This window comes from Kitasatospora sp. NPDC002522 (genome assembly GCF_053595195.1).
The window spans coordinates 58,347-72,110 of record NZ_JBSFXE010000011.1 but is presented as its reverse complement, the minus strand read 5'-3'; the positions used below and the strand labels follow the sequence as shown (position 1 = coordinate 72,110).

Annotated in this window: 15 protein-coding genes; 13 read left to right on the top strand and 2 right to left on the bottom strand. The window is 72.7% G+C overall.

The window, feature by feature from the left end; all coding sequences use genetic code 11:
• Positions 1–39: 39 nt before the first annotated feature.
• The 9 genes from recG (at position 40) to mutM (ending at position 7,908) form a co-directional block, all read left to right on the top strand.
• Positions 40–2,244: an ATP-dependent DNA helicase RecG gene (gene recG, locus ACWD4U_RS11975; protein ID WP_363450817.1), complete on the top strand. Its 2,205-nt coding sequence runs from the start codon at positions 40–42 to the stop codon at positions 2,242–2,244.
• Between the two features lie 105 nt (positions 2,245–2,349).
• The gene (locus ACWD4U_RS11970) at positions 2,350–2,853 is read left to right on the top strand and encodes a hypothetical protein (RefSeq protein ID WP_363450815.1); all 504 of its coding nucleotides are present in this window, start codon (positions 2,350–2,352) and stop codon (positions 2,851–2,853) included.
• An 80-nt stretch (positions 2,854–2,933) separates the two neighbouring features.
• Positions 2,934–3,518 (top strand): 16S rRNA (guanine(966)-N(2))-methyltransferase RsmD, encoded by a 585-nt coding sequence (gene rsmD / locus ACWD4U_RS11965; RefSeq protein WP_363450812.1) that lies wholly within the window; start codon positions 2,934–2,936, stop codon positions 3,516–3,518.
• A gap of 28 nt (positions 3,519–3,546) precedes the next feature.
• Positions 3,547–4,032: a pantetheine-phosphate adenylyltransferase gene (coaD, locus tag ACWD4U_RS11960; protein WP_363450810.1), complete on the top strand. Its 486-nt coding sequence runs from the start codon at positions 3,547–3,549 to the stop codon at positions 4,030–4,032.
• A 125-nt stretch (positions 4,033–4,157) separates the two neighbouring features.
• Positions 4,158–5,279: an ATP synthase F0 subunit B gene (locus ACWD4U_RS11955; RefSeq protein ID WP_363450808.1), complete on the top strand. Its 1,122-nt coding sequence runs from the start codon at positions 4,158–4,160 to the stop codon at positions 5,277–5,279.
• 155 nt (positions 5,280–5,434) lie between these two features.
• A complete protein-coding gene (locus tag ACWD4U_RS11950; protein WP_363450806.1) occupies positions 5,435–6,028 on the top strand; it encodes a YceD family protein in 594 nt (197 codons plus the stop codon).
• Between the two features lie 49 nt (positions 6,029–6,077).
• Complete coding sequence (gene rpmF / locus ACWD4U_RS11945) at positions 6,078–6,251, top strand: 50S ribosomal protein L32 (protein ID WP_035866499.1); 174 nt, start codon at positions 6,078–6,080, stop codon at positions 6,249–6,251.
• A gap of 19 nt (positions 6,252–6,270) precedes the next feature.
• Positions 6,271–7,050 carry a ribonuclease III gene (rnc, locus tag ACWD4U_RS11940; protein ID WP_363451033.1) on the top strand — a complete coding sequence of 260 codons (780 nt, stop codon included), beginning with the start codon at positions 6,271–6,273 and terminating at the stop codon, positions 7,048–7,050.
• A 3-nt stretch (positions 7,051–7,053) separates the two neighbouring features.
• A complete protein-coding gene (mutM, locus tag ACWD4U_RS11935; protein WP_363450804.1) occupies positions 7,054–7,908 on the top strand; it encodes a bifunctional DNA-formamidopyrimidine glycosylase/DNA-(apurinic or apyrimidinic site) lyase in 855 nt (284 codons plus the stop codon).
• A gap of 4 nt (positions 7,909–7,912) precedes the next feature.
• Here the strand turns inward: mutM and ACWD4U_RS11930 are convergent, their stop codons facing one another.
• On the bottom strand, positions 7,913–8,833 hold the full coding sequence (locus ACWD4U_RS11930; RefSeq protein ID WP_363450802.1) for a DMT family protein: 921 nt from the start codon (positions 8,831–8,833) through the stop codon (positions 7,913–7,915).
• A 200-nt stretch (positions 8,834–9,033) separates the two neighbouring features.
• On the opposite strand from ACWD4U_RS11930, the gene ACWD4U_RS11925 reads away from it, so the two are divergent.
• On the top strand, positions 9,034–10,416 hold the full coding sequence (locus ACWD4U_RS11925) for a hypothetical protein (RefSeq protein WP_363450800.1): 1,383 nt from the start codon (positions 9,034–9,036) through the stop codon (positions 10,414–10,416).
• A gap of 54 nt (positions 10,417–10,470) precedes the next feature.
• On the opposite strand, the gene ACWD4U_RS11920 is transcribed toward ACWD4U_RS11925, so the two are convergent.
• Positions 10,471–11,709, bottom strand: coding sequence for an MFS transporter (locus ACWD4U_RS11920; protein WP_363450798.1), 1,239 nt, complete (start codon positions 11,707–11,709; stop codon positions 10,471–10,473).
• 169 nt (positions 11,710–11,878) lie between these two features.
• On the opposite strand from ACWD4U_RS11920, the gene ACWD4U_RS11915 reads away from it, so the two are divergent.
• The 3 genes from ACWD4U_RS11915 (at position 11,879) to ACWD4U_RS11905 (ending at position 13,661) form a co-directional block, all read left to right on the top strand.
• A complete protein-coding gene (locus ACWD4U_RS11915) occupies positions 11,879–12,679 on the top strand; it encodes a hypothetical protein (protein WP_363450796.1) in 801 nt (266 codons plus the stop codon).
• A 100-nt stretch (positions 12,680–12,779) separates the two neighbouring features.
• Positions 12,780–13,073, top strand: a complete 294-nt coding sequence (locus tag ACWD4U_RS11910; protein ID WP_363450794.1) for an acylphosphatase — start codon at positions 12,780–12,782, stop codon at positions 13,071–13,073.
• Between the two features lie 384 nt (positions 13,074–13,457).
• The gene (locus ACWD4U_RS11905) at positions 13,458–13,661 is read left to right on the top strand and encodes a hypothetical protein (RefSeq protein ID WP_363450792.1); all 204 of its coding nucleotides are present in this window, start codon (positions 13,458–13,460) and stop codon (positions 13,659–13,661) included.
• The last annotated feature ends 103 nt before the right edge of the window (positions 13,662–13,764 follow it).

The following is a 13,764-nucleotide window of genomic DNA, read 5'->3' as shown; positions in this document are numbered from 1 at the left end:
GGGCCGGAACGTCGGCGCTTTGGTGTCAAATGGGATCCGATGGGCGCTCTCGATGAACCACTGACCAAGCTGGTCGGCGATCGCACCGCCAAGGTGCTCGCCGACAGCCTCAAGCTGCGCACGGTCGGCGACCTGCTGCACCACTACCCGCGCCGGTACGTCGAGCGCGGCCAGCTCACCAGCCTGGACGAGCTGGAGGTGGACGAGCACGTCACCGTGCTGGCCCGGGTGGAGAAGGTCACGCTGATCCCGTTCCGCGGCCGCAAGGGCGACCGGCTGGAGGTGGTGGTCACCGACGGGCGCTCCCGGCTGTCGCTGGTCTTCTTCAACCAGGGCTGGCGGCAGAAGGATCTGCGGCCCGGCCAGCAGGGGCTGTTCGCCGGCAAGGTCGGACTGTTCAACCGCACCCGCCAACTCGCTTCGCCCGACTACCAGTTGATCGACGACGAGGAGGGCTCCTCGGCGGCGAAGCAGTTCGCCGGACGGCTCATCCCGGTCTACCCGGCCAGCGCCCAGATGCCCAGCTGGAAGCTGTCGCTGTGCGTGGAGACCGCGTTCACCAAGCACCTGGCGGACGTCGGCGAACCGCTGCCCGCCGAGCTGCGCGCCGCCCACGAGCTGATCCCGCTGCCCGAGGCGCTGGAACTCATCCACCGCCCGCACAACCAGGTGGAGAAGGAGCGCGCCCAGAACCGGCTGCGCTGGGACGAGGCGTTCGTCCTGCAGGTCGCCCTGGCCCAGCGCCGGGCCGCCGACTCCGCGCTGCCCGCCGTCCCGCGCCGCGCCGTGCCCGGCGGACTGCTCGACGCCTTCGACGCCCGGCTCCCCTTCACCCTGACGGACGGTCAGCAGAAGGTGTGCGGCGAGATCTTCGCCGACCTGGCCACCGACCACCCCATGCACCGGCTGCTGCAGGGCGAGGTCGGCTCCGGCAAGACGCTGGTCGCGCTGCGCGCCATGCTCGCCGTGGTCGACGCCGGCGGCCAGGCGGTGCTACTCGCCCCCACCGAGGTGCTGGCCCAGCAGCACCACCGCTCGATCGTCGAGATGATGGGCGACCTCGCCGAGGGCGGGATGCTCGGCGGCGCGGAGCACGCCACCAAGGTCGCGCTGCTCACCGGCTCGATGGGCGCCCCCGCCCGCCGCCAGGCGATGCTCGACATGGCCTGCGGCGACGCCGGGATCACGATCGGCACCCACGCGCTGATCGAGGACAAGGTGCAGTTCCAGGACCTCGGCCTGGTCGTCGTCGACGAGCAGCACCGCTTCGGCGTCGAACAGCGCGACGCGCTGCGCGCCAAGGGCGGCCAGCCACCGCACCTGCTGGTGATGACCGCCACCCCGATCCCGCGCACCGTCGCGATGACCGTCTTCGGCGACCTGGAGACCTCCGTCCTCGACCAGCTGCCCTCCGGCCGCTCGCCGATCTCCACCCACGTCGTCCCCGCGCTGGAGAAGCCCAACTTCCTCACCCGCGCCTGGGAACGGGTCCGCGAGGAGGTCGGCAAGGGCCACCAGGCGTACGTGGTCTGCCCGCGGATCGGCGACGAGGAGGAGCCGGCCAAGGGGAAGAAGAAGCGGAAGGACGACCCGGAGGAGGTCGACGCGGGCGCCGACAGCGAGGAGCGGCGGCCCCCGCTCGCGGTGGTGGAGACCGCCGAGAAGCTCGCCAAGGGCCCGCTGGCCGGGCTGCGGGTGGAGATCCTGCACGGCCGGCTGGCACCCGACGCCAAGGACGACGTGATGCGCCGGTTCGCCGCCGGGCAGGTGGACGTGCTGGTCGCCACCACCGTCATCGAGGTCGGCGTCAACGTGCCCAACTCCACCGCGATGGTGATCATGGACGCCGACCGGTTCGGCGTCTCCCAGCTGCACCAGCTGCGCGGCCGGGTCGGCCGCGGCTCCGCCCCCGGACTCTGCCTGCTGGTCAGCGACATGCCCGCGGCCTCCGCCGCCCGGGCCCGGCTGGACGCGGTGGCCGGCACCCTGGACGGCTTCGAGCTCTCCCGGATCGACCTGGAGCAGCGCCGCGAGGGCGACGTGCTCGGGCAGGCCCAGTCCGGCGTGAAGTCCTCGCTCAAGGTGCTCTCGGTGCTCGACGACGAGGAGGTCATCGCCACCGCGCGCGCCGAGGCCACCCGGCTGGTCGCCGCCGACCCCGCACTCGCCGACCATCCCGAGCTGCGCACCGCGCTGGAGAGCCTGCTCGACGAGGACCGCGCGGAGTACCTGGAGAAGGGCTGACGGCCCGTCGGACCAGGCCGGGATGTCAGTGCTCCGGGAGAGAATGTTCGTGTTCGGGGCGCACTGCCAAGTCGCGCTCCCGACACGAGAATTGGGGGTCATTGCATGGCATTCCGTCACCTCAACGAGCTCCCGCTCGGCGACAAGGTCTTCCGGATCGAGGTCGCCAGCGAAGACGATCGCGAAGTCACCCTCACCCTGACCGGCTGGCGCGAGGGCAACTCCGCCAACCCGATCGCCTCCGGCAAGCTCCGCCTCCCGGTGGAGGACGTCGCCTCGCTGCGGATCGCGCTGAACCGCGCGCTGCGCGCCCTGGCGATCGTCGCCGACGTCTCCGAGCCGATTCCCGACCGCGACGTGCTGCGCGAGCTCTACCCCGGCCACGGCTCCCCCTGGGTGCCCCAGCACGAGGAGGAGCTGGTCCGCCGCTTCCACGACGGCGAGACCATCGCCCGGATCGCCGCCCGTTACGGCCGTACGCCCGACTCCGTCCGCACCAAGCTGCGCGAGCTGGGCCACGACCCGCGCCGCCCCGAGTACTGCCCGCCCGACGGCTGCCTGAGCTGGTCGCGCTACGCCTCGCCCGCGCTGCTGGGCGCGGCGGAGTAGACGCGCGGGGAACTGCGCGACCGGCCACCCTGCACCGGTTAGGGTCGATCGCGCAGTTCCCCGAACCCGAAGGACCATCCATGCCTCGCGTGATCGCCGGCCGTGCCGGAGGCCGCCGTCTCGCCGTGCCGCCCGGCCGGAACACCCGCCCGACCTCCGACAAGGCCCGGGAGGCGATGTTCTCCACCGTCGAGGCGCTGTACGGCCCGATCGGCGGGGCGCGGATGCTGGACCTGTTCGCGGGCAGCGGCGCGGTCGGCCTGGAGGCGCTCTCCCGCGGGGCGGCGCACGCGCTGCTGGTGGAGTCGGACGCGAGCGCGGTGAAGACCGTCCGGGAGAACGTCCGGGTGCTCGGCCTGCCGGGCGCCGAGGTGCGTGCCGACCAGGCGGAGCGGGTGATCGCGGGGGCGCCGCCGGCCGCGCCGTACGACCTGGTGTTCCTCGATCCGCCCTACGCCGTGGCCGACGAGACGCTGCGGGAGATGCTGGTCACACTCCGCTCGGGGGGCTGGCTAGCGGAGCATGTTCTCGTCACCGTGGAACGCAGCACCCGCGGGGGCGAGTTCGGCTGGCCGGACGGCTTCGAGGGGCTGCGCTCGCGTAAGTACGGCGAGGGCACCCTCTGGTACGGTCGCGCCGCCACCGAGGTTGATCAAGACTCGTAGCAACGAACCCCGACAAGGGAGCACCCGCATGCGCCGCGCCGTCTGCCCGGGGTCCTTCGACCCGATCACCAACGGACACCTCGACATCATCGAGCGCGCCTCGAAGCTGTACGACGTGGTGCACGTGGCGGTGGCGATCAACCCGAGCAAGCAGGGGATGTTCTCGATCGAGGAGCGGATCGCGCTAATCGAGGAGACCACCGCGCACCTGGGCAACATCCAGGTCGAGTCGCACCGCGGCCTGCTGGTGGACTTCTGCCGGGAGCGCGGCATCCCGGCGATCATCAAGGGCCTGCGCGCGGTCAGCGACTTCGACTACGAGCTGCAGATGGCGCAGATGAACCACGGGCTGACCGGCGTGGAGACGCTCTTCGTGCCGACCTCGCCCACCTACAGCTTCCTGTCGTCCAGCCTGGTCAAGGAGGTCGCCTCGCTCGGCGGCGACGTCTCCCACCTGCTGCCCGCCAAGGTGAACGCCCGGCTGGTCGAGCGGATCGCCGAACGCCGGAACTGACACGGCGTTGTGAGTCGCGGGGGCCTGGGCCGTACAGTCTGTACTCCCGCCCCGGGACGGCATCCGCAGCCCCGGGCACTGCCTCCGCCGCACCTCGGCGGCACACGGAAAGACAGAAGGCGCCCGTGGACGTGCAGCAGAAACTCGACGAGATCATCGCCATGGTCGAGAAGGCCAAGGCTATGCCGATGTCGTCCTCGTGCGTGGTCAACCGTGCCGAGCTGACCGGCCTGCTCCGCGACCTGCGCGACGCGATGCCCGCGGAACTCGCCCAGGCCCAGTCGGTGGTGGCGGACCATCAGCAGATGGTGGCGGACGCCCACGCCCAGGCCGACGAGATCATCCGCGGCGCGCACGACGAGCGCGGCTCGCTGATCTCCGACACCGAGGTGGTCCGGCAGGCCCAGGCCCAGGCGGACCGGATCCTCGGCGAGGCCCGTACCGAGGTGCAGACCAAGCGCGCCGAGGCCGACGACTACGTCGACTCCAAGCTGGCCAACTTCGAGGTGGTGCTCACCAAGACGCTCGGCGCGGTCGGCCGCGGCCGGCAGAAGCTGCGCGGCGACTCCGGCCTCTACGAGCCGGAGCAGGAGGCCGAGGACGGCGAGGAGTTCCAGCCGCGGATCAGCCCCAGCCCGGAGGCGGACGAGTACGTCGATGTGAAGCTCGCCACCCTGGAGGCGGTGCTCTCGGCCACCCTGGAGGCGGTCGGCAAGGGCCGCGACAAGCTGCTCGGCAAGGCCCCGATCGACGAGCTCGGCGCCTACCTGGCCGCCGCCGACGAGGCCCAGCAGCTCAAGGACCGGGCCGAGGCGGTGGCCGCCGGCTTCGCCGACGGCGGCGAGGAGCAGGCCTGGTACGCGGACGTCCCGCAGCAGCAGTCCTGGCCCGAGCAGACCCCGGTCGCGGCCGGCTGGCAGCACCCCGGCGAGGACCCCTACGCCCAGCCGCAGGCCCCGCAGTACGCCGAGGTGTACAACGGCGGCTACGACCCGGCGGCGGCCCCGCAGACCGACCCCTACGGCCAGCCCTACGGCTACCCGCAGCAGCAGGTCGACCCGTACTACCAACAGCAGCAGCAGTACCAGCCGCAGGCCTACGACCAGTGGGGCAACCCGCTGCCCGCCGACCCGCACGGCTACCAGCAGCAGCCGCAGGTCCCGCAGCAGCCCGGGCTGGACGAGACCAGCTTCTTCGACACCAGCATGATCGACATGACCAGGCTGCGAGAGCTGGGTGGCCGCTAGGCGGCGAGTTGGGTTCGGCGCGGACTCTCCGGTAGTCTGACCACTCCGGCCTGTTCGTGCCGGGTTCGCCGCGCGCCCGCACACGGGCCGCGCACCGCAGGAACCACATCCGCGCCACGCAGGAATGCGTGTCGCCACCAGGAAGTCAGGAAACCTTGAACCGCCTCGACCACCGCGACCCGCTCGTGTTCGACACGCATGAGCTCGGCCGTCGCCCCGGCTCGCTGCGCAAGGTCTCCCGCACCCTGGAGGCCCCGGCGGAGCTGGGGATCGCGGATGTGATCGGCGTCCCGGAGAAGAGCGAGATCAAGCTGGAGCTCCGCCTGGAGTCGGTGGTCGAGGGCGTGCTGGTGACCGGCACCGCCGAGGCCCACGTCGAGGGCGAGTGCTCCCGCTGCCTGGAGCCGGTGGAGGACGACCTGGAGGTCGACTTCCAGGAGCTGTACTACTACCCGGAGTCCGAGGAGCGTCACCGCGCGGTTGCGGGGGACGACTTCGACGAGGAGTCCGAGGACGAGACTTACCGCCTGGAGGGCGACCTGTTCGACCTCCAGCCGGTGCTGCGTGACGCGGTGGTGCTCGCACTGCCGCTGCAGCCGGTGTGCCAGGACGACTGCCTGGGTCTGTGCTCCGAGTGCGGGGCCCGCCTGAGCGACGACCCGTCGCACCACCACGATGCCGCCGATCCCCGGTGGGCGGCTCTGCAGGGACTCTCCGCCGCCCCCGGCGACGAGGGTGACGAGGAATAAGACACAGCGGTACCCGTGAGGGTCCCGCCGTAGAACCAGGAGATTTACCGTGGCTGTTCCGAAGCGGAAGATGTCGCGCAGCAACACGCGTCACCGCCGTTCCAACTGGAAGGCCGTCGTGCCCGCGCTCGTCGCGTGCGACCGCTGCCACGAGCCGAAGCTCGCGCACATCGCGTGCCCGAGCTGCGGCACGTACAACCGTCGCCAGGTCCTCTCGGTCTGATCGGCGGGTGCACGGATCGATGTCGGACGGTGGCAGTTCCTCTCGCAAGCCGACCCCTGCGACCAACGGGGGTAAGGGCAGCGGGCCGGCCTCGACCGAATACGACGTCCTGGAAGGGCGCCTCGGGTACCCACTTGAGCGCGCCCTTCTGGTACGTGCCCTGACCCACCGCTCGTACGCGTACGAGAACGGCGGGTTGCCCACCAACGAACGCCTGGAGTTCCTCGGCGACTCGGTGCTGGGCCTCGTGGTGACCGACACCCTCTACCGCCTCCACCCGGAGGTCGCCGAGGGGACGCTCGCCAAACTCCGAGCCGCGGTGGTCAACTCCCGCGCGCTCGCCGAGGTCGGCCGCGGCCTGGACCTCGGAACCTTCATCCGGCTCGGCAAGGGTGAGGAGGGTACCGGGGGCCGTGACAAGTCGTCGATCCTCGCCGACACCGTCGAGGCCGTGATCGGTGCCATCTACCTCGACCAGGGGCTCGACTCGGCCACGGACTTCGTCCACCGGCTGTTCGACCCGCTGATCGCGGAGTCCGCCCAGCTCGGCGCGGGCCTGGACTGGAAGACCAGCCTCCAGGAACTCACCGCCGCCGTCGGCATCGGCGTGCCCGAGTACGTGGTCACCGAGTCCGGACCCGACCACGAGAAGACCTTCACCGCCGCCGCCCGGGTGGCCGGCGAGGACTTCGGCACCGGCACCGGCCGCTCGAAGAAGGAAGCCGAACAGAAGGCCGCCGAGTCCGCCTGGCGGGCCATCAAGGCCAAGCACGACGGCGACTCCTCCGCGGCCGCCTGAGCCGTGCCCGAACTCCCCGAAGTCGAAGTCGTCCGCCGCGGCCTGGCCCGCTGGGCCGCGGGACGCCGGGTCTCCGACATCGAGGTGCTGCACCCGCGCGCGGTCCGCCGCCAGCCCGGTGGCGCCGAGGAGTTCACCGCCCTGCTGCGCGGCCGGACCCTCGGCGAACCGCAGCGCCGCGGCAAGTACCTGTGGGTGCCGCTCGACGACGGCCTCGCGCTGCTCGGCCACCTCGGCATGAGCGGCCAACTGCTGGTCCAGGAACCCTCCCTGGAGGACTCCGTACACCTGCGGGTGCGGCTGCGCTTCGCCGACGGCGGCACCGAGCTGCGCTTCGTCGACCAGCGGACCTTCGGCGGCCTCGCCGTCGAGGAGGCCGAGCCCGGCGACCCCGAGTCGACCCCGCTCTCGCTCGCCCACATCGCCCGCGACCCGCTCGACCCGCGCTTCGACGACGACGCCTTCGTCGCCGCCCTGAAGGCCAAGCGCACCACGGTGAAGCGCGCCCTGCTCGACCAGACCCTGATCTCCGGCGTCGGCAACATCTACGCCGACGAGGCCCTCTGGCGCAGCCGCCTCCACTACGACCGCCCCACCGCCACCCTGACCCGCCCCACCGCCCTGGCGCTGCTCCAGCACGCCCGCGACGTGATGACGGCCGCGCTGGCGGTCGGCGGGACGAGCTTCGACTCGATGTACGTCAACGTCAACGGCGAGAGCGGCTACTTCTCCCGCGACCTCGACGCGTACGGCCGCGAGGGCCGGCCCTGCCGCCGCTGCGGGACGGCGATGCGCCGCGACGCGTGGATGAACCGCTCCAGCTACTACTGCCCGAAGTGCCAGCGCCGGCCGCGGTGAGCGGTCACTGCTTGTTGGCGGCGGGCTGCTGGTGGTCGCGGTCGGCCTGCTGCAGCGCCCCCGCGCTCTCGCCCTCGCCGAAGTAGGCGACGCCGACCGCGCTGACCACGGCGAGGACGAAGCCGGAGGCGGCGAGCCAGCCGAGGCCGGGGCGCGAGGAGTCGCCGAGCCACAGCACGCCGACGGCGCCGGGGACGACGGTCTCGCCGACCACGAGGGCGGCGGTGGCGCCGTTGACCGAGCCGACCTGGAGGGCGACGGTGTGCAGGTACATGCCACCGAGGCCGCCGACCAGGACGGCGTAGAGGGCGGGGTCGGCGAGCAGCGCGGTGATCGAGAACGGCTGGACGCCGTCGAGGATGCGCACGCCGATGCCGAGGGCGCCGAAGCCGAGGCCGGAGAGCAGGCCGGCCACGATGGCACCGCTGGAACCGAGCCGGCGGACGATCAGGGAGCCGCCGGCGATCAGGACCACCGAGCCGATCAGCAGCCACCAGTGGAAGGAACGGGCGGCGTCGTGGCCGCCCTCGGGCCCGGCGGCGACGGCGAGCAGCACCAGGGCGCCGCACAGGATGCCGATGGACAGCCACTCCAGCTGACGCAACCGCAGGCCGAGCAGCTTGACCGAGAGCAGCGCGGTGATCACCAGGTTGGCGCTGATGATGGTCTGCGACAGAAACAGCGGCAGCAGCCGCGCGGCGAGCGCGCCGAGGCCGAAGCCGATGAAGTCCAGCACCGTGCCGAGGATGAACTCCCAGGTGACGGCGGCCTTGGCGGTGGAGGACAGGCTCGGGCCGCCGTGCTCGGTGACCGCCTCGGCGGAGGCCTCCTGGCGGGCCGAGCGGCGGGCGCCGAGCGCTTGCAGCACCGAACCGGTGCCGTAGCAGACGGACGCCGCGACGGCGGTGACGAGGCCGAGAATCACCAGGGGCTCCTGTCGAGGAGGGGAAGATCGTCCCCCACTATGCCCGTTCGGCGGGCGTGCGCGGAGCGCGGAGGGTGAACTCCGGCCGGTCGGCGGGGGCGCGGGGCGCCGTCCTCGGCCTGCGGTAGGGGGTGGTCCCGGGGACGGATCGGCCTGGGGTAGGGCGTGGGTTCGAGTCGCGGACCGGTACCGTCTGAAGTATGAGAACTGTGCTCCGCCGCCCCCGGGCCTCCGTGCCGGCCGCCGCGCTGGCCGTGCTGCTGGGCCTGCTGATGCTGTTCGGCCTGTCCGCACCCGCCTCGGCGGCGGGGCTGAACGACGCGGCCGACTCGCTCAAGAAGTCCCAGGTGTACGTCGACCCGTCGATGACCGCCCGGTTCTCCAAGGACCAGGCCGACGCGCTGGCGAAGAAGCTGGAGAAGGCCGACAAGCCGATCTTCGTCGCGGTGCTGCCGGACAGCCCGGCCTACCCGCCCAAGACCCTGGCCAACGACCTGCGCACCAAGGTCGGCATCGTCGGCGTCTACGCGATCTGGCGCGGCAACGAGTTCAAGGCCTTCTCCGACGCGAAGGCGCTGCCCCCCGCCGCCTCCGACCGGATCGCCGGCGCCGCGGTGCGGTCGAACTCCGGTGACATCAACGCCACCGTCAACGAGTTCGTCGACAGCGCCGCGAAGCAGACCAAGGGCGACGGCCCGAACCACAGCATCTCCGCCGCGGTGTTCATCGTCCCGATCGTGATCCTGGGCCTGCTCGGCGGCGGCGTCTTCCTGCTGTTCCGGCGGGCCAAGAAGCGCAAGCAGGAGAAGGCCCGGGCCGAGCTCGCCCAGCTGCGCACCGTGGTGGACGAGGACATCACCGCCTTCGGCGAGGAGCTCGACCGGCTGGAGTTCAACCCGGGCGCCCCCGACGCCGACGACGTGCAGCGCACCGACTACTCGCGCGCGCTGGACGCCTACGACCGGGCCAAGCGGACCATGGACGAGGCGAAGAAGCCTGAGGACGTCCTCCCGGTCACCGAGGCGCTGGAGGACGGCCGGTTCGCGCTGGCCACGCTGGCCGCCCGCCGCGAGGGCCGGCCGCTGCCGGAGCGCCGGGTCCCCTGCTTCTTCGACCCGCGGCACGGCCCCTCGGTCGCCGACGTCCAGTGGGCCCCGCCCGGCGGCGCGCCCCGCTCCGTCCCGGCCTGCGCCGACGACGCGGCCCGCCTCGCCAGCGGCCAGGCCCCGGACATCCGCACCGTGGAGACCGAGCACGGCCACCAGCCGTACTGGAACGCCGGCCCGGCCTACAGCCCCTGGGCGGGCGGCTACTTCGGCGGCGGCATGCTCCCCGGCCTGCTGGTCGGCACCGTGCTCGGCTCGGCGCTCTCCTCCCCGGGCTACGCCTACGCGGCCGGCGACTACGGCCACGGCGGCACCGTCGACTACAACGACGGCGCGGACGCCGGCGAGTACTCGGGCGCCGACTTCAACTCCTCGGACTTCGGCGGCGGCTTCGACGGCGGCAACGACTTCGGCGGCGGCGGCGACTTCGGCGGCGGCTTCGACGGTGGCGGCGGCGGGGACTTCGGCTCGTTCTGATCCGCTCGTCCTGATCCGCCCGACGGCCCCCGGTCCCCGGACCGGGGGCCGTCGTCAGGTCCGGACCCGTGCGGTCGCGTCCGCTCCGGCGGGCACCGGCCGGTCCGCGGGCTCCCGGCGGCCCAGCACGAGGACGGTGACCGCGCAGGAGGCCAGCTGCCAGAGCGCTCCGAACCCGAGCACCGCGGCCGTCCCGGCGGCGTCCGCGACCGGCCCGGCCAGCGCCAGCCCGACCGGCCCGAAGGCGAAGGCGCCGAGCGTGCCGTACGCGCTGACCCGGCCCAGCGCCTCGGCGGGGACGTGACGCTGCGTCAGGGTGGCGAACAGGGTGCCGCAGACGATCGAGGTCACCCCGGCCCCGGCCGCCGCGAGCGCCACGCCCGGGAGCGGCCACCCCAGCGCCAGCGCCCCCGAGGGCAGCGCCCACCCCGCAGTCGCCGCAACCGCCGTGCGCAGCGGACGCCGCGGCTGCCGGCCCAGCAGCACCAGCCCGCCCAGCACCGCGCCCGCCCCGTACGCGCCCATCACCAGCCCCCAGCCGCCGGGCCCGCCCAGCCGGTCGCGCGCCACCACCGGACCCAGGACCAGGAACGGCGCCCAGACCAGCAGGTTGAACAGGCACGCCTGCAGCGACGACACCCACAGCCACCGCCGCCCGCCGAACTCGCCCCAGCCCGCCCGCAGCTCGGCCACCAGCGAGGCCCCGCCCGGACGCGGCGCCCCGCCCGGCAGCCGCAGCAGCGCCAGCGCGGCGAAGCCCGCCGCGTACGAGGCGGCGTCCGCCAGCAGCACCCAGCCCGGCCCGGCCACGGCGGTGAGCAGCCCGGCCAGCGCCGGTCCGGCGACCGCGGCGCCGTTTCGCGCGATGCCCAACAGGGCGTTGGCGTCCGCGAGTTCGTCGGCCGGCAGGAGCCGCGGCAGCAGCGCCTCCAGGGCCGGCAGGAACACCGCCTCGGCCAGGCCCCACAGCACCATCAGTGCCGCCAGTGCCCAGACCCGTCCCTGCCCGGCGAACAGCAGCCCGGCGACGGCCGCCTGGGTCAGACAGCGCAACCCGTCCGAGCCGAGCATCACCCGCCTGCTGCCCCACCGGTCGGCCGCCGCCCCGCCGAGCACCAGCAGCAGCACGATCGGCAGGATCCGCGCGGTCATCACCACACCGAGCGCCGATCCGCCGCCCCCGCCGTCCAGCACCGCGAACGCCACCGCGACCGAGGCCATCGAGGACCCGAAGAGCGAGACGGCGTACCCGGCGAAGAAGAGGCGGAACTCGGGTCGTGAAGTCGGCTTCATGACGGCAGCGTGCCCCGGGCGATCCGCGCCCGGCAAGGTCTTTGGCCGAAGAAGTTGAGCCAGTGTCAGGCAATTTTGGCGAAGGTGGAGACAGTCGCAGTAAATTCAGGATTTACCGCAGTACATCGCCGTGGTTGACGCGTCATCCACTCATAGGTTTACTGCGGTCATGACGATGCCCGTGGAGTTTGCCGTCGCAGCGGAGCGGTACCTGGCGGAGGCCCGGCTCGGGGAGGGGTCGCGGCGGGTCTACCGGATCGCGCTGCACACCTGGGCCTGGCTGCTGGTGGAGCGCGTCCCGCCGGTGGGGGCGGAGCGGCGGCGGGCGGATCCGCCCGTGGTGCCGTTGGCGCTGCTGGACGGGCCGGGCGCGGCGGAGCGGGTGGCGGCGGCGTTCGCGTCGCGGGCCGCGGCGGTCGGGGCGCGGACCGCGAACCGCGAGCTGTCGGCGCTGCGCGGGGCGGTCCGGTGGTGGCGGGGGCGGGGCTGGCTGACGGTCGACCCGGTCGAGGGGGTGCGGCCGGTGGCGGCCGAGCCGGCCGGGGGGCGACCGACCGAGGCCGAGCTGCGCGCGGTGCTGGCGCTGCGGGTGCCGCTCCGGGAGAAGGTGCTGTGGCACCTGGTGCGGGAGACCGGCGCGCCGATCGAGCGGCTGCTGGCGCTGGACGTGGACCGCCTCGACCTGGCGAACCGTCGGGCACGGGTGGGCGCGGGGGAGCGCCCGCTGCGCTGGCGAGGCGGGGCGGCCCGGCTGCTGCCGCTGCTGGTGGCCGGCCGGAGTGCCGGCCCGCTCTTCCTCACCGACCGGCGCGCCCCGGCCGGCACCCCGGTCGGCGACCGCTGCCCGCTCACCGGTCGGGCCCGCCTCTCCTACCGGCGGGCCGCCGAACTGTTCACCGCGGCCACCGCCCCGCTGGATCCGGCCGGCCGCGGCTGGACGCTGCACCGGCTGGCCGAGCCGCACCGGTAGTGGACCCCCGGAGTGCCCGGCGTGCTCGGTGGGGAGGGTCGGTGGAAGGGGCGTGAAGCCCGTTCCGTGCGCCCTGTTCGTGCCGGACTATGGTCAGCACATGCAAGGTCGTGACAGTCACCATCCCGTTCGCGCCACCATCTGGGTGCGCGGGCGAGTCCAGCAGGTGGGGTTCCGCTGGTGGACCAGGGCCAGGGCTCTGGAGATCGGGCTGACGGGCTACACGAGCAACCTCGGCGACGGCCGCGTACAGGTGGTCGCCGAGGGGTCGCACGCGGACTGCGAGCGGCTGATCGCCGCGCTGCGCGGGCCCGGAACGCCAGGTCAGGTCACCGGTGTCACCGAGATCTGGACCGCCGTGGGCGAGGGGTACGAGGGCTTCGCGATCAGATGAGCACACCGCGGTTGCCGGTCGGAGGAGAGCCGCCGGCAACTGCCGGTGTCATGCGGTTGCCTTCTGGGCAGACTCGTGGTTGACTCCGCAAGCGTAGTGATCCACTACCCCGGCCGATGGCGTGCGCACTCCGCTATGCAGGTGACAGGGGCGCGGTAGCGTGCGGTGATCGTGTTGACCCGTACCGTCTTTGGTGAGACGCTGGAAACCCGCGCACAGGTCTGCGTTCAACCGGCGGGGCCACGCCGTATGAGTTCGCTGCTCAGCTTCGGCTGCCTCGTAGTGCCCAGCCAGCACGTCCGGCTGCTCAGACGCGTGCGTATCCCTTCCCCCAAGACCCACACCGTACACGGTTCGGTCACTCAGCGTGGAGGACCATACATCATGGCAAAGGCGCTTCTCGGGTACGTCGGCGGCCCCGACCCGCGAATGCTCACCGAGATGCGACGGCTGCAGCAGCGCGTCCAGGACCTGGAGAACGAGCTCATGAAGCTCCAGGCCGAGAACGACGAACTGTCCGCCGTCGTCGACGAGCACTCGCTGCTCAGCAGCATCGACCTGGACCAGCGCGAGCCGGCCCTCACCTGATCGCTCGTGGTCCTCACGATCGACGCTGTGGTGCACTGAGCTTCCCCGTCAGGGGATGGCAGCCTGCAAGGGACGTCCGAGGTGGACGTCCCTTCGTCGTTTC